Source organism: Empedobacter sp. UBA1574, assembly GCF_002322895.1.
Lineage (GTDB): Bacteria > Bacteroidota > Bacteroidia > Flavobacteriales > Weeksellaceae > Empedobacter > Empedobacter falsenii_B.
Map to the genome: position 1 here is coordinate 31,837 of NZ_DCOI01000034.1, position 21,686 is coordinate 53,522.

General features: G+C 34.0%; 19 protein-coding genes. All 19 read left to right on the forward strand.

What is annotated here, in order from left to right; translation table 11 throughout:
- The first annotated feature begins 296 nt into the window (after nt 1-296).
- A complete protein-coding gene (gene mfd, locus B3578_RS11525) occupies nt 297-3,665 on the forward strand; it encodes a transcription-repair coupling factor (RefSeq protein ID WP_291048853.1) in 3,369 nt (1,122 codons plus the stop codon).
- 227 nt (nt 3,666-3,892) lie between these two features.
- Nucleotides 3,893-4,258, forward strand: a complete 366-nt coding sequence (locus B3578_RS11530; RefSeq protein ID WP_115002285.1) for an NADH-quinone oxidoreductase subunit A — start codon at nt 3,893-3,895, stop codon at nt 4,256-4,258.
- Nucleotides 4,259-4,287: 29 nt separating this feature from the next.
- Nucleotides 4,288-4,860, forward strand: coding sequence for an NADH-quinone oxidoreductase subunit B (locus tag B3578_RS11535; protein ID WP_038333376.1), 573 nt, complete (start codon nt 4,288-4,290; stop codon nt 4,858-4,860).
- 9 nt (nt 4,861-4,869) lie between these two features.
- The gene (locus tag B3578_RS11540; RefSeq protein WP_038333373.1) at nt 4,870-5,409 is read left to right on the forward strand and encodes an NADH-quinone oxidoreductase subunit C; all 540 of its coding nucleotides are present in this window, start codon (nt 4,870-4,872) and stop codon (nt 5,407-5,409) included.
- A 2-nt stretch (nt 5,410-5,411) separates the two neighbouring features.
- Nucleotides 5,412-6,653, forward strand: coding sequence for an NADH-quinone oxidoreductase subunit D (locus B3578_RS11545; RefSeq protein ID WP_038333370.1), 1,242 nt, complete (start codon nt 5,412-5,414; stop codon nt 6,651-6,653).
- 15 nt (nt 6,654-6,668) lie between these two features.
- Entirely contained in the window at nt 6,669-7,160 is a 492-nt protein-coding gene (gene nuoE / locus B3578_RS11550; RefSeq protein ID WP_115002287.1) for a complex I 24 kDa subunit family protein, read from the forward strand.
- Nucleotides 7,160-8,518 carry an NADH-quinone oxidoreductase subunit NuoF gene (gene nuoF, locus B3578_RS11555; protein ID WP_221854711.1) on the forward strand — a complete coding sequence of 453 codons (1,359 nt, stop codon included), beginning with the start codon at nt 7,160-7,162 and terminating at the stop codon, nt 8,516-8,518. The genes nuoE and nuoF overlap by 1 nt, the downstream gene beginning before the upstream one ends.
- A 7-nt stretch (nt 8,519-8,525) precedes the next feature.
- A complete protein-coding gene (locus tag B3578_RS11560; RefSeq protein WP_038333449.1) occupies nt 8,526-9,608 on the forward strand; it encodes a 2Fe-2S iron-sulfur cluster-binding protein in 1,083 nt (360 codons plus the stop codon).
- 25 nt (nt 9,609-9,633) lie between these two features.
- A complete protein-coding gene (nuoH, locus tag B3578_RS11565) occupies nt 9,634-10,683 on the forward strand; it encodes an NADH-quinone oxidoreductase subunit NuoH (RefSeq protein ID WP_019974862.1) in 1,050 nt (349 codons plus the stop codon).
- Between the two features lie 22 nt (nt 10,684-10,705).
- Nucleotides 10,706-11,206 carry an NADH-quinone oxidoreductase subunit NuoI gene (gene nuoI, locus B3578_RS11570; RefSeq protein ID WP_038333352.1) on the forward strand — a complete coding sequence of 167 codons (501 nt, stop codon included), beginning with the start codon at nt 10,706-10,708 and terminating at the stop codon, nt 11,204-11,206.
- Nucleotides 11,206-11,724: an NADH-quinone oxidoreductase subunit J gene (locus B3578_RS11575; protein ID WP_125348899.1), complete on the forward strand. Its 519-nt coding sequence runs from the start codon at nt 11,206-11,208 to the stop codon at nt 11,722-11,724. Before nuoI ends, B3578_RS11575 begins: the two co-directional genes overlap by 1 nt.
- Nucleotides 11,725-11,740: 16 nt before the next feature.
- Nucleotides 11,741-12,067, forward strand: coding sequence for an NADH-quinone oxidoreductase subunit NuoK (gene nuoK / locus B3578_RS11580; RefSeq protein ID WP_125348900.1), 327 nt, complete (start codon nt 11,741-11,743; stop codon nt 12,065-12,067).
- 2 nt (nt 12,068-12,069) lie between these two features.
- Nucleotides 12,070-13,962 carry an NADH-quinone oxidoreductase subunit L gene (gene nuoL / locus B3578_RS11585; protein ID WP_125348901.1) on the forward strand — a complete coding sequence of 631 codons (1,893 nt, stop codon included), beginning with the start codon at nt 12,070-12,072 and terminating at the stop codon, nt 13,960-13,962.
- A 7-nt stretch (nt 13,963-13,969) separates the two neighbouring features.
- Entirely contained in the window at nt 13,970-15,388 is a 1,419-nt protein-coding gene (locus B3578_RS11590) for a complex I subunit 4 family protein (RefSeq protein WP_291048869.1), read from the forward strand.
- Nucleotides 15,389-15,408: 20 nt separating this feature from the next.
- Nucleotides 15,409-16,797, forward strand: a complete 1,389-nt coding sequence (locus B3578_RS11595) for an NADH-quinone oxidoreductase subunit N (RefSeq protein WP_286494973.1) — start codon at nt 15,409-15,411, stop codon at nt 16,795-16,797.
- A gap of 273 nt (nt 16,798-17,070) precedes the next feature.
- Nucleotides 17,071-17,280, forward strand: a complete 210-nt coding sequence (locus B3578_RS11600) for a helix-turn-helix domain-containing protein (RefSeq protein WP_219034519.1) — start codon at nt 17,071-17,073, stop codon at nt 17,278-17,280.
- Between the two features lie 441 nt (nt 17,281-17,721).
- Nucleotides 17,722-18,369: a DUF6266 family protein gene (locus tag B3578_RS11605; RefSeq protein ID WP_219034520.1), complete on the forward strand. Its 648-nt coding sequence runs from the start codon at nt 17,722-17,724 to the stop codon at nt 18,367-18,369.
- Nucleotides 18,370-18,918: 549 nt separating this feature from the next.
- Nucleotides 18,919-20,772 carry a M1 family metallopeptidase gene (locus B3578_RS11610; RefSeq protein WP_219034521.1) on the forward strand — a complete coding sequence of 618 codons (1,854 nt, stop codon included), beginning with the start codon at nt 18,919-18,921 and terminating at the stop codon, nt 20,770-20,772.
- Nucleotides 20,772-21,545, forward strand: a complete 774-nt coding sequence (locus B3578_RS11615) for a type III pantothenate kinase (protein WP_257468124.1) — start codon at nt 20,772-20,774, stop codon at nt 21,543-21,545. Before B3578_RS11610 ends, B3578_RS11615 begins: the two co-directional genes overlap by 1 nt.
- Nucleotides 21,546-21,686 lie beyond the last annotated feature (141 nt).

A 21,686-nucleotide genomic window follows, 5' to 3' on the forward strand; every position in this document is an offset into this window, starting at 1 on the left:
CTCCATAAAAAAAGCCACCTCGTTAAGAAGTGGCTTTAATTGTTATTTTGTACGTACACAACTAATTACCACTCCCTGGGATAAGAATGACTAAAATAATCAAGTTGATAATGTTGTGAACTAATTTCATTTTCTTTTTTTGATAAGCCAAAGCTAGGATTAATTTTTTTAACTTAGCTCAACTTTTTTTATAAATTTTCCGAAAAATTTTCATTAATTGAAAATTCGCATTTTAACATTGCTTTTTTTAAAGATTGTTTAAAAATAAGTTTATAAAATTTTATATTTGCAAAACTTTGGAACAGAAAACTATTCACAACGTTTTTAGCTTATACGATTCTTCAGATTTCGTACAGAAGCTTATTGTCAATTTTAAAAATAATCCACAGCATAAAGTCAATATCAAAGGTTTTTTAGGTTCAGGATTGAGCATTATAACTGGTCATTTATATGATCGTGTTGCGCGTCCTACGATTCTAATTTTTGATGATAAAGAAGAAGCGGCTTATGTGTTAAATGATTTGGAAACTTTGTTTGATAAAGAACAAATTCTATTTTTTCCGTCTTCTTATAAGCGTCCTTACGAAATTGAGGAAGTAAATAATGCAAATGTTGTTATTAGAACAGAGGTTTTAAATGTATTATCGCATTCGAAACGCCCAAAAATTGTGGTGACATATGCGGAAGCCTTGTCTGAAAAAGTAGTGACAAAAAAAGCGCTTTCTACGAATACACTTAAAGTGAAGGTTGGAAATGATTTAGGAATTGATTTCTTAACGGAGGTTTTATCTTCTTATAATTTTCATCGTGTTGATTTTGTTTCTGAACCGGGAGAATTCTCGATTCGTGGTGGAATTATAGATGTTTTTTCGTTTTCGAATGAGCATCCTTATCGAATTTCGTTGTTTGGTGATGAGGTGGAAACCATCAGAACGTTTGATATCGAGAATCAATTGTCCATTGCAACGACAAAAGAAATTACGATTATTCCAAATCTTGAGAGTAAATCGATTAACGAAAAACGAGAAAGTTTCTTAGAATATATTTCGAAAGATAGTTTAGTTATCGCGAAAAATATTTCTGTTTTAGCGAAACAAATCACCAAGAATTTTGAACAAGCGGAAGTTGCTTTTTCAGAATTGAAAGGAGAAATTAAACAAGCAGAACCGAATCATTTATTTTTGAATGAGAATGCATTTCTTCAACAAATTTCATCTTATGGAGTTATTGAATGTTCCATGAAATCTTATTTTGAAACAGTTGAAGAAATAGAATCACCATTCAAACCTCAACCAAGTTTTAATAAGCAATTCGAGTTATTAATTGATGATTTGAATGAGCATAAAGCCGAAGGTTTCAAAAATGCACTGATTTGTTCCAATGAAAATCAAATCAAACGTTTCGAAGAAATTTTTGATGATATCGGAAAAGAAGTTTCATATATTCCCGTTTTGGGATCTATTTATCAAGGTTTTATTGACGAAGAAATCAAATTAACGTGTTATACAGATCACCAGATTTTTGGTCGATATCATAAATTCAATCTTCGAAATTCATTTTCCAAAAAAGAAGCGATTACGCTAAAGGAAATCAATTCGTTGCAAGTTGGAGATTTTGTGACGCATATAGATTATGGGATCGGAAAATTTGCAGGTTTGGTACGATTGAATAATAATGGCGTAACGCAAGAATCAATCAAATTGATTTATCAAAATAATGATATTCTGTATGTTAATATTCATTCGTTGCATAAAATTGCAAAGTTTAGAGGAAAAGATGGCGCTGAGCCAAAAATTTCAAAACTTGGATCTCCAGCTTGGAAAAATTTAAAGAATAAAACCAAAGCTAAAGTAAAAGAAATTGCTTTCGATTTGATTAAATTATATGCGAAACGCCGTGCCAGAAAAGGTTTTGCGTATTCGCCTGATACGTATTTGCAAAATGAGTTGGAAGCATCTTTTATTTATGAAGATACGCCCGATCAGTACAAAGCGACGCAAGATGTAAAAACGGATATGGAATCTGAACGCCCAATGGATCGTTTGGTTTGTGGAGATGTTGGTTTCGGGAAAACAGAGGTTGCGATTCGTGCGGCGATGAAAGCAGCTGTTGATGGAAAACAAGTTGCTGTTTTAGTGCCAACAACGATTTTAGCTTTTCAACATTTCAAGACATTTTCAGAGCGTTTACGAGATTTGCCTGTGAAAGTTGCTTATCTCAATCGATTTGTAACAGGAGCAAAGAAAAAAGCTGTTTTAGATGGTTTAAAATCTGGTCAAGTTGATATTGTGATAGGAACGCATCAATTGGTTAATCCAAAAATTGAATACAAAGATTTGGGATTATTAATTGTGGATGAGGAACACAAATTTGGTGTTGGTGTAAAAGATAAATTGAAAACACTTCGCGAAAATATTGATACATTAACCTTGACTGCGACGCCAATTCCGCGTACACTTCAATTCTCGTTGATGGCTGCGCGTGATTTATCGGTTATCAAAACTCCTCCACCAAATAGACAACCTGTCGATACGCAATTGGTTGGTTTTAATGAAGAGATTTTCCGTGATGCGATTATGTATGAAATGCAACGTGGTGGACAAGTTTATATCATTCACAATCGTGTGCAATCGTTAAAAGATATTGCTGGAATGGTACAACGATTAGTTCCTGATGCGAGTGTGGCGATTGGTCATGGACAAATGGATGGGAAAGAATTAGAAGCCGTTTTACTCGATTTTATTGATGGTCGATATGATGTTTTTGTGTCAACAACTATTATCGAATCTGGTTTAGATGTTCCGAATGCGAATACGATTTTAATTAATGATGCGCAGAATTTCGGTTTGGCAGATTTGCATCAAATGCGTGGACGTGTTGGTCGTAGTAACCGCAAAGCGTTTTGTTATTTGGTTGCGCCACCACTTTCGGTTTTAACGGACGAAGCGCGTAAACGTTTGCAAGCAATTGAGCAGTTTTCTGATTTAGGATCAGGATTCAATATTGCGATGAAAGATTTAGAAATTCGTGGAGCTGGAAATCTTTTAGGTGCTGAACAAACAGGATTTATGATGGATATTGGATTCGAAACGTATCAAAAAATCTTGAATGAAGCGATAGAAGAATTGAAAGAAACGGATTTCAAAGATTTGTTCGAAGATCAAAAATCGGAAGAAGTAAAATCGTATGTGTCGGATGTGCAAATTGATTCGGATTTACAAATTATGTTCCCAGACGAATACATTGAAAGTTCGGAAGAGCGTTTATTGCTGTACAAAGAATTAGCTGATGTCGAAACTGAAACAGATTTACAAACGTTTAAAAATAATTTGATTGACCGCTTTGGAAAATTACCAATTGAAGCCGAAAATTTATTGGAATCAATTCAACTGAAATGGATCAGTAAAAAATTAGGTTTCGAACGTTTGGTGATGAAAAATGGTGTTTTATTGGCTTATTTTATTAATAAACCACAAAGCGAATTTTATCAGTCAGATGAATTTAGATTAATTTTAAATTACGTTCAAAATAACCCTAAAAACATCAGTTTTAAGGAAAAATCACCCAAAAAAGGAGAAGAGTACCCAACATTGTTAGTACGATTTGAACATATTAAAACTGTGAATGAAGCACTACAAGGTCTACAAAATTTATTAATTCATTAACTTTTTTAAGTTTTAATTAGTAATCTAATAAAATACATAGGGAGAATTGACCAAGTTGTTAGTTCTCCTTTTTTTATTCAATTATCAAACTTCCGATATAAATAAATAATATATAATTTATCATATAAAGAACTACAACTTACTGAAAACTAATTCACATAAATAATATGATATTTTATTATTATTTTTATCGATAAAATATTAGTTGGAAAAATAGTAAAGTAGTTATGGAAACAGCATCAAGTTATATTCCTATTCTCATTCTTTTTGTGATTGCTTTTGCGTTTGTAGCGGGTACTATCGTTGCGACGCATTTTCTTGGGCCATCGAGAAAGACAGACGAAAAATTAGAGAATTTCGAGTCTGGGATTGAGAAAGTTGGAAATGCAAGACAGCCATTTGCAATTAAATACTTCTTAGTAGCCATTTTATTCGTGTTATTCGACGTAGAGGTAATCTTCTTTTACCCATATGCAGCGAATTTTAAAGAGTTAGGTTGGGAAGGTTTTGCAGCAGTTGTAACATTCGTTGGATTATTCTTTGTGATGTACTTGTATGTACGCAAAAAAGGAGCTCTTAATTGGGAAAAATAGAGCGATTAAAATTCTAAAATAATAGTATAATGATTCATAATAAAAGACCAGTAACACACAATACCAATGTGAAGATTGTAGAGTCTCCAGGAGGTTTTGAAGGTGAAGGTTTTATGGCGATGCAACTATCAAAAGTAGTTGGATTAGCGCGTAAAAACTCTATTTGGCCTTTACCATTTGCGACAAGTTGTTGCGGAATCGAGTTTATGGCGACTATGGGTTCGACATACGATTTGGCACGTTTTGGATCTGAGCGTTTGGCTTTTACGCCTCGTCAGTGCGATTTGTTGATGGTAATGGGTACAATTTCTAAAAAAATGGCACCAGTTCTGAAGCAAGTTTACATCCAAATGGCAGAACCTCGTTGGGTGATTGCTGTTGGCGCTTGTGCAAGTTCGGGAGGAATTTTTGATACATATTCGGTCTTACAAGGAATTGATGAAGTAATTCCAGTAGACGTATATGTGCCAGGTTGTCCGCCTCGTCCAGAAGCAATTATCGATGGTGTAATGCGTATTCAGGAGTTGGTAGAGAGCGAAAGTGTTCGTCGCAGAAGTAGCGAAGAATATCAACAACTTTTAGCAAGTTATGGAATTAAATAAGTTGAAATAATGGACAATTCATTTATAAAAGACCGTTTGGTTCAGAAGTTTCAAGAAAATATATACGGATACGAAGAGCATTTCGGTGTATTGACTTTATACGCTAACAAAGATTTCAATCTAAAGATTTTACAATATTTATATGATGATGAGCAATTATCTTTCAAATTTTTGAAGGATTTAACTGCTATTCATTATCCTAATAATGTTGGAGAAGAATTGGTTGTAACCTATTTAGTTTATAATCTATATGAAGGAGTTGAGGTTCGATTAAAATTTGCTTTACCAATCGAAAAACCTTCGATTTTTACCGCAACTAAATTATTCGAAACAGCTAACTGGTTAGAGCGCGAGGCGTATGATTTCTATGGAGTTGATTTTGTAGGACATCCAAATTTAATTCGTGTCATGAATGTTCCAGAAATGGATTATCATCCGTTACGCAAAGAGTTCCCATTAGAGGATCAAACACGTAAAGACAAAGACGACGATATGTTTGGTCGTGGTGGAGATTTTAATTACGGAGGTTTTAATGTAAAAGCAAATTAACCATGGGAAAAGAGAAAACTAAAAAATTAAAGCATCTTGATCTTCCAGATGGTTCGTTAGAAAAAAGCACAATTACCTTAAACTTAGGACCTACGCATCCTGCAACACATGGGGTATTTCAAAATATTTTAGAGATTGATGGTGAAATCATCAAATCTGCGGTTCCTACAGTTGGGTATATTCACCGTGCTTTTGAGAAAATTGCTGAACGCAAACCTTTGTACCAAATTACACCTTTAACAGACCGATTGAACTATTGTTCGGCGCCGTTAAATAACTTAGGTTGGCACATGACAGTTGAGAAATTCGTTGGAATTGAAGTTCCAAAACGTGTTTCTTATTTGCGTGTTATCATTATGGAATTGGCTCGTATGGCAGATCATATTGTATGTAACTCGATTATGGGTGTTGATACAGGAGCATTTACAGGATTCCTTTATATGATGAAATACCGCGAGTTGATTTATGAGATTTACGAAGAAATTTGTGGTTCTCGTTTAACAACAAATATTGGTCGTATCGGTGGTTTCGAACGTGATTTTTCTGAAGTTGCTTGGACAAAAATCCATCGTTTCGTGAGAGAGTTTCCAGATGTCTTAACAGAGTTTGAAAACTTATTTTTACGTAACCGTATTTTTATGGATCGTACGCAAGGAGTAGGAGGAATTTCGGCTGAACGTGCATTAAATTATGGTTTCACAGGACCAAATTTACGTGCGGCTGGTGTAGATTATGATGTTCGTGTAGCGAAACCATATTCTCGTTACGAAGAATTCGAATTCGATATTCCAGTTGGTACAACGGGAGATTGTTACGATAGATTCTTAGTTCGTGGTCAAGAAATGTGGCAAAGTTTAAGTATCATTAAACAAGCAATTGCAAAAATTGATGCATTAGAAGGAGAAGAAGCAACGCAATATCATGCTGATGCTCCAGACTTTTATTTACCACTAAAGAAAGATGTTTACACAAAAATGGAAGCGTTAATCTATCACTTCAAAATTATTATGGGAGAGGTAGATATGCCAAAAGGAGAAATTTATAATTCAATCGAAGCTGCAAATGGTGAGTTGGGTTATTATTTCGTTTCTGATGGTGGACGTTCGCCATACCGTTTACATTTCCGTAGACCTTGTTTCATTTATTATCAAGCTTATCCAGAATTGATTGAAGGATCAATGATTTCAGATGCCATTATCACAATGAGTAGTTTGAATTTGATTGCTGGAGAATTAGATGCTTAATAAAAATTATTAAAAATGGCAATTCAATTTTCAGAAGAAACACAACAAAAAGTAGATAAAATCATTGCACGTTATCCATCGGATAAAAAACAAAGTGCATTGATTCCTTTACTTCATGTCGCACAAGCTGAGTTTGGTGGTTGGTTAGACACTCCTCATTTAGATTATGTTGCAGAAGTATTAGAAATTTTACCAGTAGAAGTTTACGAAGTAGCTTCATTTTATTCGATGTTTAACTTAAATCCTGTAGGGAAATTTGTGTTAGAAGTTTGTCAAACAGGACCTTGTATGTTAAGAGGTTCAGACAAAATTATTGAACACATCAAAACAAAATTAAATATTGAAGCTGGTGGAACTTCGGCAGATGGTTTATTTACATTAAAACCAGCCGAATGTTTAGGAGCATGTGGTTACGCGCCAATGCTACAGTTAGGAAAAACGTATCGTGAGAATTTAACGATCGAGAAAGTAGACGAATTAATCGAGGAATTGAAAAAATTAGCATAATGGGACAAAAATTACTGTTAAAAAATATTGATGTTCCAGGAATTCGTCAGTATCAAGCTTACCGCGAAAACGGTGGTTATGCAAATGCTGAAAAAGCATTTAAAATGACAACTGATGAAATCTTAGAAGAAGTAAAAACTTCTGGTTTAAGAGGTCGTGGTGGTGCAGGTTTCCCAACTGGAATGAAATGGAGCTTTTTGGCAAAGCCAGAAGGTGTTCCAAGACACTTAGTGGTAAATGCAGACGAATCTGAACCAGGAACGTTCAAAGACCGTTTCTTGATGGAATATATTCCTCATTTATTAATTGAAGGAGTTCTGATTTCATCATTCTGTTTAGGTTCTAATACATCATTTATTTATATCCGTGGAGAATATGCGTGGGTTGCAGAAATTTTAGAAGAAGCAATCGACGAAGCAAAAGCTGCTGGTTGGTTAGGTAAAAACATTCAAGGAACAGGTTTCGATTGCGAAATTTATGTTCAACGTGGAGGTGGAGCTTATATCTGTGGTGAGGAAACGGCATTGTTAGAATCGTTAGAGGGTAAACGTGGAAATCCACGTCTTAAACCACCTTTCCCAGCTGTTAAAGGTTTATGGGGAAGACCAACGGTTGTAAATAATGTAGAAACAATTGCTGCAATTGTTCCAATTATTGAAATTGGAGGAGAAGCGTATTCTAAAATTGGAGTTGGACGTTCTACAGGAACAAAATTAATTTCAGCTTGTGGTAATATTAATAAACCAGGCGTTTATGAAATTGATATGACAATTACGGTTGAAGAATTTATTTATTCAGACGAATATTGTGGAGGTATTCCAAACGGAAAACGTCTTAAAGCATGTATTCCTGGAGGAAGTTCTGTGCCAATTGTTCCAGCAAACTTATTGTTAAAAACTGCCGAAGGTAAACCTCGTTACATGAATTACGAAAGTTTATCAGAAGGAGGTTTCCAAACAGGAACAATGATGGGTTCTGGAGGATTTATTGTTTTAGATGAAGATCAAGATGTTGTTTACCATACGTATACATTAGCTCGTTTTTATCGTCACGAATCATGTGGACAATGTTCACCTTGTCGCGAAGGAACAGGTTGGATGGAAAAAATCTTGAAACGAATCGATGAAGGAAAAGGAAAAATGTCTGACATCGAATTGTTATGGGATGTTCAACGTAAAATCGAAGGAAATACAATTTGTCCATTAGGAGATGCAGCGGCTTGGCCAGTAGCAGCGGCAATTCGTCACTTCCGTGATGAGTTTGAATGGCATATTAATAATCCGGAAGAATGTTTGACGCGTAATTTTGGTTTAGCACATTATGCTGATCCAATCGAAATTAAAGAAACCGCAAATTAATACGAAGATGGCAGAAGAAACACCATTATTTAAAGTTACTATCGATAACGAAACGATTGAAGTACCTGCGGGAACAACGATCCTTCAAGCCGCTCGTATGATTGGTAAAGAAGTAGCACCTCCAGCGATGTGTTACTACGGTAAATTAGAAAATACAGGAGGAAACTGTAGAACATGTTTGGTAGAAGTATCAAAAGGTAGTGAAGCAGATCCTCGCCCAATGCCAAAATTGGTTCCGTCTTGTCGTACAACAGTTATGGATGGAATGGTTGTAGGCAATAAAACGTCTGAGCGTACAGTTGAGGCACGTAAAGGTATTGTTGAATTATTATTAATCAACCATCCTTTAGATTGTCCAGTATGTGATCAGGCAGGAGAATGTAAATTACAAGATTTAAGTTACGAACACGGAGCAGAAGCGACGCGTTACGAATTTGATCGTCGTACATTCCCTAAAGAAGATTTAGGTCCAAATATTCAGTTGAACATGAACCGATGCATTTTGTGTTATCGTTGTGTAAAAACTGCGGATCAAATCACAGGTTGTCGTGAGCATGGCGTAATGAATCGTGGAGATCACGCTGAAATTTCAACGCATATCAACAAAAGTTTAGATAACGAATTCATCGGAAATATTATTGATGTTTGTCCAGTAGGAGCATTAACAGATAAAACGTTCCGCTTCAAAAATCGTGTTTGGTTCTTGAAACCAGTTGATGCGCATCGCGATTGTCCGACTTGTTCTGGTAAAGCACAAGTGTGGTTCCGTGGGAATGAAGTTTTCCGTGTAACAGCTCGCAAAGATGAATTTAACGAAGTAAAAGATTGGATTTGTAACACATGTCGTTTCGATAAAAAAGATATCAACGATTGGACGTTAGAAAAACCATCAGAAATTTCTAAAGATTCTGTTGTTCGTCAAGGTCATTACTTTGAGAATAAAGTGGAGCCAAAAGAAACACTTCCGAAAGTAATCAAACGCGATCCAAAGATTTTATTAGATATTCACTCGGTTTCAGAAGTAAATGAACCAAATCGTGATTTATCTAAAATTGATGGACCAGCAACAAGTAAAGATTTTAAAGATTAATCATTCGTAAATAAAATTAACAAAAATGACAGAAGAATTTATTGCTGATGCATTAGAAAAGTTAGCTTTAGTAGGCGTAATGATTGGTTTTGCATTAGTTGTTGCCATGTACTCTACTTGGGCTGAGCGTAAAGTTGCAGCATTCTTACAAGATCGTATCGGACCAAACCGTGCAGGTATTTTTGGTTTATTACAACCACTTGCCGATGGTTTAAAATTATTCTCAAAAGAGGAAATTACACCAAAAGATTCGAATAAATTTTTATTCATCTTAGGTCCATCTTTGGCAATGATTGTAGCTTGTATGACAGGTGCAGTTATTCCATGGTCGACAGCTTTCGAGATTGGAGATCGTGTAGTTGTTCCTCAAATTGCAGATGTTAACATCGGGTTTTTATACATTTTAGGTGTGTTAAGTTTAGGTGTTTATGGAATTATGATTGGTGCTTGGGCATCGAACAACAAATACTCTTTAATGGGAGGTTTGCGTGCAGCTTCGCAGATTATTTCGTACGAATTACCAATGGGAATTGTGTTAATCACAATTTTGATGATGACAGGTTCTCTAAAATTGAGTGATATTGTACATTATCAACAAGAACATGCATGGTTTATCTTATTACAACCATTAGGATTTATCATTTTCTTGGTGTGTTCGTTTGCAGAAACTAACCGTACTCCGTTCGATTTACCAGAAGCAGAAAATGAATTAATTGGAGGTTATCACTCAGAATATTCTTCGATGAAGATGGGATTCTTCTTATTTGCAGAATACATCAACATGTTTATTAGTTCTGTGGTAATTTCTACCATCTATTTTGGTGGATACGATATCCCATTTGTAGACGATGCAACATTAGTAAACTCTATCGGAGTGAATGGAACGGCAATTCTTAATTTCCTTTCATTATTCGGTAAAGCTTGTTTCTTCATCTTCTTCTATATGTGGGTGCGTTGGACAATTCCTCGTTTCAGATATGACCAATTAATGGATTTAGGTTGGAAAAAATTATTGCCTTTAGCATTAATCAATATGTTAATTACAGGCTTAGTGATTTTATTATTAAACAAATAGAATCATCAAAATCATTAAAAGTATGAAACCAATTACAAATAGAGTAAAACAAGTAGAACGTAAACCCCTTACTTTTTGGGAAAGTATCTATTTGATTTCTATCGCAAAAGGGTTGATGATTACATTGAAGCACTTCTTTTCGAAGAAAGCAACAATTAGTTATCCAGAAAAACAAAGACCGTTTAGTCCTGTATTTAGAGGATTACACGTTTTGAATAGAGACGAAGAAGATCGCGAAAATTGTACGGCTTGTGGACTTTGTGCTTTGGCTTGTCCAGCAGAAGCGATTACAATGGAAGCGGCAGAAAGACTTCCTGGTGAAGAAAACCTTTACCGTGAAGAAAAGTATGCAGCGAAATATGAAATTAACATGTTACGTTGTATTTTCTGTGGATTCTGTGAAGAAGCTTGTCCAAAAGATGCTGTTTATTTATCGCAAACAGTTCCACCAGCAAGTTTCAAACGTCAAAACTTTATCTATTCGAAAGAAGATTTATTAATCCCGAAAAAAGCTACAAATTAATGGAATTACCTATCATTTTATTCTATGTTTTGTCGAGCTTAACGGTGTTAAGTGCGCTACTAATGGTGTTCAGTAAAAATCCTGTACATTCCATTTTATATTTAATCGTAACATTCTTCTGCATCAGCGGACATTATGTATTGCTAAACGCACAGTTTTTGGCAATTGTAAATGTCATTGTCTATGCCGGAGCAATTATGGTATTGTTCTTATTCGTGGTGATGTTGATGAACTTGAATAGTGAAAAGAAATCATTTGGTCGACCAGCAAAAATAGTAGCAGCGAGTTTAATCTCTTTGTTATTTGTTGCCTTGACAATTGGTATTTTCTCACAAAATCAAGCTTCTGCAAACACAGCTGTAGAAATGGGAACAGGTGATTTAGGATTGATTCACAACTTAGGATCATTGTTATATTCAGAATATGTTTTACCATTCGAGTTGAGCAGTATTTTGTTTATTTCTGCAATGATTGGAGCGGTGATGTTATCGAAAAAGGACGAAGAATTATTGGATTAAATATAAAAAGTAAAAGATGTTACCAATCAGTTATTATATTACTTTATCATTAATCCTATTCGGAATAGGAATGGCAGGTGTTATGCTACGTCGTAACGCAATTGTCATTTTTATGTGTATAGAATTGATGTTAAATTCTGTGAATTTGTTGTTAGTAGCGTTCTCAAAAATGCACTATCACGCAAATTCAGTATTAGAAAAAGGAACAGATGCACAACTTTTAGTATTCTTTATTATGGTTGTAGCCGCAGCTGAGGTTGCTGTAGGATTATCAGTAATAATTTTATTGTTCCGAAAAGTATACTCGGTAGATATTAATGTGTTAAATCGTTTAAAAGGTTAAGAATGGAGCAGTATATATGGTTAATTCCTTTGATTCCATTCATAGGATTTTTGATTAACGGTTTAGGACGAAATGTACTTTCAAAAAGCTTAGTTACTTTCATCGGAAGTGGAGCAGTTTTGGCAAGTTTCATTTTATCAATCATGGTTTTTATGTCAGTTCCATCAGGAGCAGATGCACAACCATTAATTTTTAAGGCATTTGATATTATCAATATTCCAACTTTACAAGTTCCGTTTGCATTTCAAATTGATGCATTAACGAGTTTGTTTTTGTTAATTATTACAGGAGTTGGATTTTTAATTCACGTGTACAGCTCGGCTTACATGAGCGAAGACAAAGGATTTGCAAAATTCTTTTCTTACCTAAATTTATTCATCTTCTTCATGTTGATTCTTGTAATGGGAAACAACTTTGTGATGATGTTTATTGGATGGGAAGGGGTTGGACTTTGTTCATTCTTATTAATTGGTTTTTGGTTTACAAATCCAGAATATATCAAAGCAGCAAAGAAAGCTTTCATCATGAACCGTATCGGAGATGTTGGATTCTTATTGGCGATGTTTTGGATTTTCAAAGAATTTGGAACGTTAGAATATGTAAAAGTATTCAGCCAATTAGCAATTGATCCATCTGCATTTACAGGTTTTGTATTGACAGGAATTACATTATTGTTATTTTTAGCAGCAACAGGTAAATCGGCTCAATTACCATTATTCACATGGTTACCAGACGCGATGGCAGGACCAACGCCAGTTTCAGCACTTATTCACGCTGCAACAATGGTAACAGCAGGTATCTTTATGATTACACGTTGTAACGAATTATTTTCGGCAGCACCAATCACATTACAAGTTATTCAGTACGTAGGAATTGCAACAGCTTTTGTTACTGCAACGATTGCAATGCGTCAAAACGATATCAAAAAAGTATTGGCTTATTCTACAGTTTCTCAATTAGGATTAATGTTCGCAGCAATTGGATCTGGAGCGTATATCGCAGCAGTTTTCCACGTAATGACGCATGCATTTTTCAAAGCATTATTATTCTTAGGGGCAGGTTCTGTAATTCACGGAATGCACCACGAGCAAGATATGCGCAAAATGGGAGGTTTGAGCAAATACATGAAAATTACACATATCACTTTCTTGATTGGATGTTTGGCAATCGCTGGTATTCCAGGTTTATCAGGTTTCTTCTCGAAAGACGAAATGTTATTAGGAATGTTTGTTTCTAATCCAGTTGTTTACGGAATCGGATTTATCGTTTCTGTGATGACAGCATTCTATATGTTCCGTTTATATGCAATGACTTTCTTAGGAGATTTAAGAGATAAAGAAGCTCATCCGCATGAAAGTCCAGCTGCAATGACAATTCCATTAATCATCTTAGCAGTTCTTTCTGTTTTTGCAGGTTATATCGGAATTCCAGCGTTGTTTATGCAAGACGGACATAAACTTCAAACTTTCTTAAGTGGAGTTGTATCAATCGGAGAAGCTCATCATGTTTCTCATGCAACAGAATGGATGATGATGGGAGCTTTATTACTTTGTGTACTTGGTGCAATTTATTATGCAATCAAGAAATACACAAACCATGTAGATGGTGAAGCAACAGGAATTGCAAAATTCTTTGAAGACAAATGGTACATCGACGAGTTATATGACAATGCAATTGTAAAACCATTGTTCGAGTTGGGTGATGTCTTGAAAAAATATGTAGAAAAAGCAGGAATTGCAGCTTTTGTTTTAGGAGTTGGAACTGTTTCTGGTCGCGCATCAAAAAATGTACGTCAGCTACAAAACGGAAATGTAGGATTCTATATTATGCTAATGGTTGTAGGAATCGTGGCAGGTATCGCAATCTTTTTTATGGGGTATTTAATTTCAAAATAGGTTAGTAATGCTTTTATCTTTATTTATCATTTTACCATTAATAGTAGGAGTTTTTATGCTATTAATGCAAGGTCAAAAACCACAAAGATGGTTAGGAGCATTCGTTGGTGGAGCGTTGTTGGCGTTGTACTTGTTTATCACTTGCAAAGGTGGAAACAACGAGTTAACGTTTCAAACACAATGGTTCAATTTCAACAGCGTTAAAACTTATTTCGCGTTAAATGCTCAAGGTTTGGGAGGATTAATGATTCTATTAACTAACCTTACTTACTTAGCTCTTTTTGTTTATTTATCAACAACAAAACAAAAATATAGCAATACATTCTATGGATTATTGTTAATCACTTTAGCAGGATTAAACGGAGTTTTCTTAGCAGAAGATTTAATTTTATTCTATTTCTTCTGGGAAGTTGTCTTAATTCCGGTTTATTTCTTAATCGGATTATTTGGAATTGGAAAAGACAAAATTCGCGCAAATATGACATTCTTCTTATACACGATTTTAGGATCGATGTTTATGTTAGGAGGAATTATTTACATCGGATTTTTCTTACAACCAGCATCATTTTTATTAACAGATGTTGTACAAGTTTCAGGACCGCATTATTCAACAAACACAGCGTTGGCATTGTTATTCTTAATCGCTTTTGTGATTAAAATTCCAATCTTTCCATTTCATACATGGCAACCAACAATCTATAAAACATCACCAACTCCATTAACAGTTGTACTTTCAGCTTTGATGGCGAAAATGGGATTATTTGCAGTGGTTACTTGGTATTTGGGAATGTTTCCAACGATTTCAGAATTGTTCAAATACATTACTTATTTAGCAATTTTCGGATTAGTTTATGCCTCGTTAATAGCTTTGAGTGCAAAAAATGTGAAGAAAATTATTGCATATAGCTCGATTGCTCACTTAGCTTTAATTTTTGTGTCATTATTTTCTGAATTAGCAAATGGTGTAGCAGGAGCTTATTTCCAAATGTTTTCACATGGTTTAGTTGTTTTAGGATTATGGTTATGTGTAGATATTATGGAAAGAAAATATGATTTGACAGACATCAAATCGATTGGTGGTTTAGCAAAAGTTGATCCAACATTATCTATCTTATTCATGATATTCGGTTTAGCAAACGTAGCATTACCATTGACAAGCTCATTCATCGGAGAGTTTATGATGCTTTCTGCATTATTTACACACAATCCAGTTTTATGTGTAGTAGCTTGTTTAGGTGTTATTTTATCTGCCGTTTATACGTTGAGATTATCAAGCGCATTATTGTTTGGAGAAGTGAAAAACATCAAACAAAAAGATGCTCAAAAAGGAGGTTTTGGACCAATTGCAGTTATTTCTGTAATCGCAATCATCGTGATTATTTTAGGAGTTTATCCAACACCAATTTTTAATTTATTAGCACATTAATCATTTTTGAATAAATAGATATGAATACGATTATTTTATCAGCACTTTCAGGTATTATTTTGATGTTTAGTGGATTCTACATCAAAAATAATCGTGCCTTAAATATACTTTCTGTTGTTCTGTTTTTCGGAATGATTGTAGGAGGAATTTTCGAATTGAAAGGTTGCTCAATGTTCGCAGGAAAATTCGATAATATGATTGGACAATCGCTTTACGGCGTTTCGTTCTTTATCGCATTGGCAGGATTGGCAATTTTTTACTTATTATTGAACAAAGATTTGTTTGGAAAAGTAGGAAAACACGTGGCAGAATATTATGCCTTAATTTTCTTCTCTTTTACAGGAATCGCAGTTTTAGCACAATTCCACAACTTAGTAATTATGTTCTTAGGAATCGAATTAATGTCAATTCCAATGTACATTATTGCAGGAACAAACAAAGAAAGTCTTAGAAGTACAGAAGCTTCTGTAAAATATTTCTTGATGGGAGCTTTCTCAACAGGAATTTTGATGTTAGGTGTAACATTTTTGTACGGCGCAACAGGAACTTTTATGGTTGATCAATTGGTAAACTATAACAAAGATTTCGAAACAATTTATTACGCAGGATGGTGTTTAATCATCTTCGCATTTTGTTTCAAAGTTTCTGCAGCACCGTTCCACGCATGGACACCAGACGTTTACGACGGAACACCAACTGTGTTTACATCGTTTATGTCGACAATCATCAAAGGAGGATCATTTTTAGGATTTATTTTAGTCCTAAAATCATTCCCAACAAATGTAGAATATGCCGAATATTACCGTTTATTATTCGCGTCAATTATCATTTTGACGTTATTTATCGGAAACTTCGGAGCAGTTTCTCAAAAATCTGTCAAACGTTTGATGGCTTATTCATCAATCGCGCAAGCAGGTTTCATGTTATTTGTTTTGTTCAATATCAATTCAGCTTCTAAAGAGGCTTTGATGTTCTATACGATTGCTTATTCAGTTGCGAACTTCATTATTTTCTATGCGATTGATCAATTCAAAAATCCAAAATTTGAGAGTTTCATTGGTTTAGGAAAAGCAAATCCAGTTTTAGCAGCAGCGATGACAATTTCATTAATTTCATTAGCAGGTATTCCATTAACAGGAGGTTTCTTTGCGAAATTTATGGCGTTGAGTATTGGAGGAACAAACGATAAAAACCTATTTTTGATTGTAATTGCATTGGTTATGGCAGTTTTGAGTATGTATTATTACTTCAAAATCATCAACTACATGTATTTCAAAAAAGGGAAAAACAAATTAAAAACACAAGACGGGTTAACAAATTTCCTTTTAATTATCGGAATGGTAATCTTAATTGTGATGGGAATTTTTCCAGGAATATTATCGTCATTTTTACAAACGCCAATGTGGTAATTGGAGAATGATTATTATATAGTTTTTTATTATTTATTATTTAAAAGCTCGTGTCAAGTACTTGACACGAGCTTTTTTTTATATGGGATTATTTTGCAAAGAGTGTAAACCCTAACTTATCAACAACACATTATTGATAAATAAAGTTAAAACCCATAAAATCATTTCGATAATCAATTTATCTTTAGAGTAAATCTTACGATTCTTCAGATGAAAAGTCAAGCGTTTAACTCAGTCAATTAGTTTCAACAATTAGCAGAAGAAATCAATAAAATGCAACAAGCATTTGCAGAAGGAAACATTAGTTCTTTAGATTTGTACCTAATGGAAGAGGAGGATGTATTGCAATACCTAAAAATTTGCAAAAGTACATTATACAATTACAGAAAGAAAAACCTTTTAAAAGCCTACAATTATTTTGGTCGAAACGTCTACTTAAGACACGAAGTTTACCAAGCAATAATCAATCAATTACTCAAATAAATCAAGAGGCTTTTAAGCCTCTTTTTATTTATAATAAATTTAATAATACTCAATAAGATCATCATTAAAGATAACAATTAACAACCAATTCTTTTTTTGAATCCTTTTTTAGACAAAAAAAGAGACAGAAGATTTAACCAAAAAGAAAAACTTCCCCGTTTGAAAGAGGTCAGGAGAGTGTAAATCAAATGTAAAACAAAACCACTACAACCACACAAACACCGAACAAACACCGAAGCGCTGCGGTACTTATCAACAGAACAACCACAGCACAACCACAGAAATATACAGACGAATACAAATAAGTACATTTCATTCCAAAGCATTGCAAATCATTCCAAATGTTTCCATTTGTATGCAATAATTGAATTAATACGGATATCCATTACGAACTTCACCATAGAAATTAAAAATCAAGTAAAACATTTAAAACCAAAAAGTATGGGTAAAGTTATTGACAGTATCATTTCAGGTACATCCGGTCGTACAGGTCGAATAGTAGTCGCAAATGTCAACGGTTACGAAATATCACGCATTCGTCCTAAAAAATTATCAAAAGCACCAACTCCAAAACAAGCATTAATCAAAGAACGTTTCAACAAATCAGTCTTATTTCTTGCGAGTTACAAAGAATATGCAAAAGCATTTTTCGGAACAAAAGTAGGATTACGTTCCACATACAATTCTGCAATGAGCAATGTCATGAATGCATTAGTCTGTGATATGGATAATTTACAAATACTACCTAATTATCATCAAATTCAATTTTCAAAAGGAAAAGGAATAGATCTACAACCCTTAGCCATCAGTTCTCCAACTCCGTTAACAATTCAGATCGATTGGGAAAACAACTCCATGGGCTCTAATGGCGAAACAGATTACATGGTGGCATTACTTGCAGAAGACAACGACCTTAATGTAGGAACCCAGTTTTTTCAAACCAATGCAATCCGTGTAGACTTAACATATCAACTAAGTTTATTACCAAGATATCAAGGTAAAGAATTACATATATGGATTGCCTTTGTCAATCCAGAAAACCTATTTGCATCTAATTCTGTTTACGTAGGAAAAATCATAGTAAACTAACATTGACTATGATTCAGAAAAGAGAGAAAAAACCGTTTATATCATAACAAATCACATAAGTTGATGTCCAAGATACAAACGGTTTTTCTTTTTTTATCAAAAGAAAAAACTTCACCAAAGACACAAAAAAAAATCCCTCTCGAGAGGGCATAGAAGAGTGTAAACCCTAACTTATCAAGCTAAATTCATTTCAGCTTCACATTATTTTCTAATCAAATTCCAAATCAAAAAATTGGCATTAAATCGATGACGTTAAGAAAATGATTGAAGAGCAGCGTTAAAAAGATTTTAGCTCGTAGAGTTTTTAAAATCTTTAGCGAAGCGAAAACCATTTTTAGTCCAATCGATTTACAGCCAAGTCTTTTTTGGTTACTTTTTTTGACTGTTCCCCGAAGGGCATATGAATACCAATTAATTAAAATAGATATTCAATGAATAAAAAAAGTAACAGAAGGTTGTTAACTAAATAAAAACAACCAACCCCCAACCTTCACCTTAATCTCAATCTTTTTTGTATTTTTGAAGTTAAAGTTTAATGATTAGTTAGAAATGAGAAAATTCACTTTACTAATCTGCTTATGTTTGGTTCAATTAGCTTTTGCACAACGTAAAGGATATTGGCAACAAAAGGTAGATTATAAAATAGATGTTGATATGAAAGAAAAATCATATCAATACGATGGAAAAATGCAATTGAAATACACCAACAATTCAGGTCAAAGCCTGAATAAAGTTTATTTTCATTTATATTTTAATGCTTTTCAACCAGGAAGTATGATGGATAATCGTTTACAAAACATTTCAGATCCTGATAAAAGAATGGCAACAAATATCGGAACAAAAGAAAATCCTAAATATGTTAGCCGTATTTCTGAATTAAAACCAGATCAAATTGGTTATCAAAAAGTAACATCTCTTAAACAAGATGGTAAAGCCGTTTCATATAAAGTAGACGGAACAATCTTAGAAGTTACATTAGCAAAACCAATTGCAGAAGGACAAACTTCTACTTTCGATATGGTTTGGAATGCACAAGTTCCCGAACAAATTCGTCGTTCTGGACGTAATTCGAAAGATGGTGTAGAATTTTCTATGGCACAATGGTATCCTAAAATGGCAGAATTCGATCCAGAAGGATGGCATTTAGATGAATACATTGGTCGCGAATTTTTTGCGCCTTTTGGTAATTTTGATGTCACAATTAACATCGATAAAGATTATGTAATCGGAGCTTCAGGAGAATTACAAGACCCTAATAGTGTAAAAGGTTATGTAAAAAATCCAACAATCAAAACAAAGAATGGAAAAGTAGCTTGGAATTTCAAAGCTGAAAATATTCACGATTTTGTTTGGGCTGCAGACAAAGAATTTATTGTAGAACATGCAAAATCAAAGCATGGTGTTGAGGTATATTTAGTTTACCAAGACAATGATAAATCTTCTGCATGGAAACAAGCAATGCCTTACGCATTAGGTTTCTTCGATTATAATTCTGAACACTTTGGCGAATATCCTTGGAAAACATATTCAATCATTCAAGGTGGTGACGGTGGTATGGAATATGGTACTGCAACTTTAATTGCTGGAGGAAGTAATTTAAATAGCTTAATCGGAACTATTTTCCACGAAGCAGCTCACTCTTGGTACCAACAATTATTTGGTATCAATGAAACATACAACGAATGGTTCGACGAAGGTTTTACATCATATGTAGAGCAAATGGCGCACCTTAATGTTGTAGATAAATTAAAAGTAATGCCTTCTAATCCAAATCCAGATGCCTACAAAGGATATATTAATTTAGCACTTTCTGGTAAAGAAGAACCTGCAAGTTTATTAGCAGACTATTATAATACAAACTATGCATACTCTTTAGAAGCATATTACAAAGGTCAAGTTTTAGCAATTCAATTAGGATATATTATTGGAAATGATAATTTAAACAAAACATTCCTAGAATTCTATAAACAATGGAAATTCAAACATCCATCAGGGAATGATTTCAAACGTGTAGCAGAAGAAGTTTCTGGAATTAATCTTAAATGGTACTTCAATTTATTCTTGAACACAACACGCAAAATTGATTACGCTGTAGAAGCTGTAAACGGAAACACAATCACAATTGCAAACAAATCAGATTTTGCAATGCCTATCGATTTGTTGGTAGAATATACAGATGGCTCAAAAGAATTATTCTACATTCCTTTACGTGAAATGCGTGGAGAAAAACCAGCAGAAAACTTAGTAGAATACCAAGGTGCAAAAAGAATTATTTTAGAAGATTGGTTCTGGACAAAACCTACCTATGATGTTAAAGTTTCGAAAGAAGTTAAACAAGTTACCATCGATCCAACAAAACGTTTGGCAGATGTAAACGATAAAAATAACGTATTTACAAAATAATGTTATTAGCAGTAAATATTGGAAATACTAATCTTCGTTTCGCAGTTTTCAAAAGTGAAACGGAGATTATTACATGGACAATCAATTCAAAACCTTACCGTACCGAATACGAGTTTTTTGCAAAATTCTCGAACATGTACGAGCCTTTCGGAATTTCGAAAAATGATATTACAGATATTGTGATAGGTTCGGTTGTACCACCACTTACAGCAAGCGTTAAGATTGCATTACAAAAGATTCACAAGTTCAAACCAATGGTTGTAGATCGTAATACGCCATCAGCAATCAAGCATAAGTCAAACCAAATGGGAACAGATTTATATGCGAATGCCGTAGCTGCACATTATCAAAATTATCAAGGCAAAAAAATTGTCATTGATTTTGGAACTGCACTAACTTTCTTAGGCATAGACGAATCAGCAAATGTCGGTGGAGTAGTAATTGCTCCCGGAATTATTACTGCCTTAAATTCTTTAGTAGGAGAAACAGCTCAATTACCAACAGTCGAACTAAAAGCACCAAAAACTGTTTTAGGATCAGATACAGAATCTTGCATGCAATCAGGAATGGTTTATGGGTTTTTAAGTATGGTCGAAGGAATGATCGATCGTATCAATGCCGAAGAAGGAGAACAATCTTATGTAATTTCAACAGGAGGAGTTGGCGGTGTTTACAAATCATTGACAGATAAAATTGATATCGATGATCGTCTACACACAATAAAAGGTCTTAAAATATTATACGAATTGAATAAAGATTCATTTCAGAAATAAATCTATTTTTAGATAAAAACAATTAAAAAGCTCGCTCATTGCGAGCTTTTTTCATTTTATATCAAATCATTTCAAAAAAATGTCTAATTTTCTGTAACCTTTTTACAAACCTTGAGTCTATTAAGTAAGAAAGCAATTAAC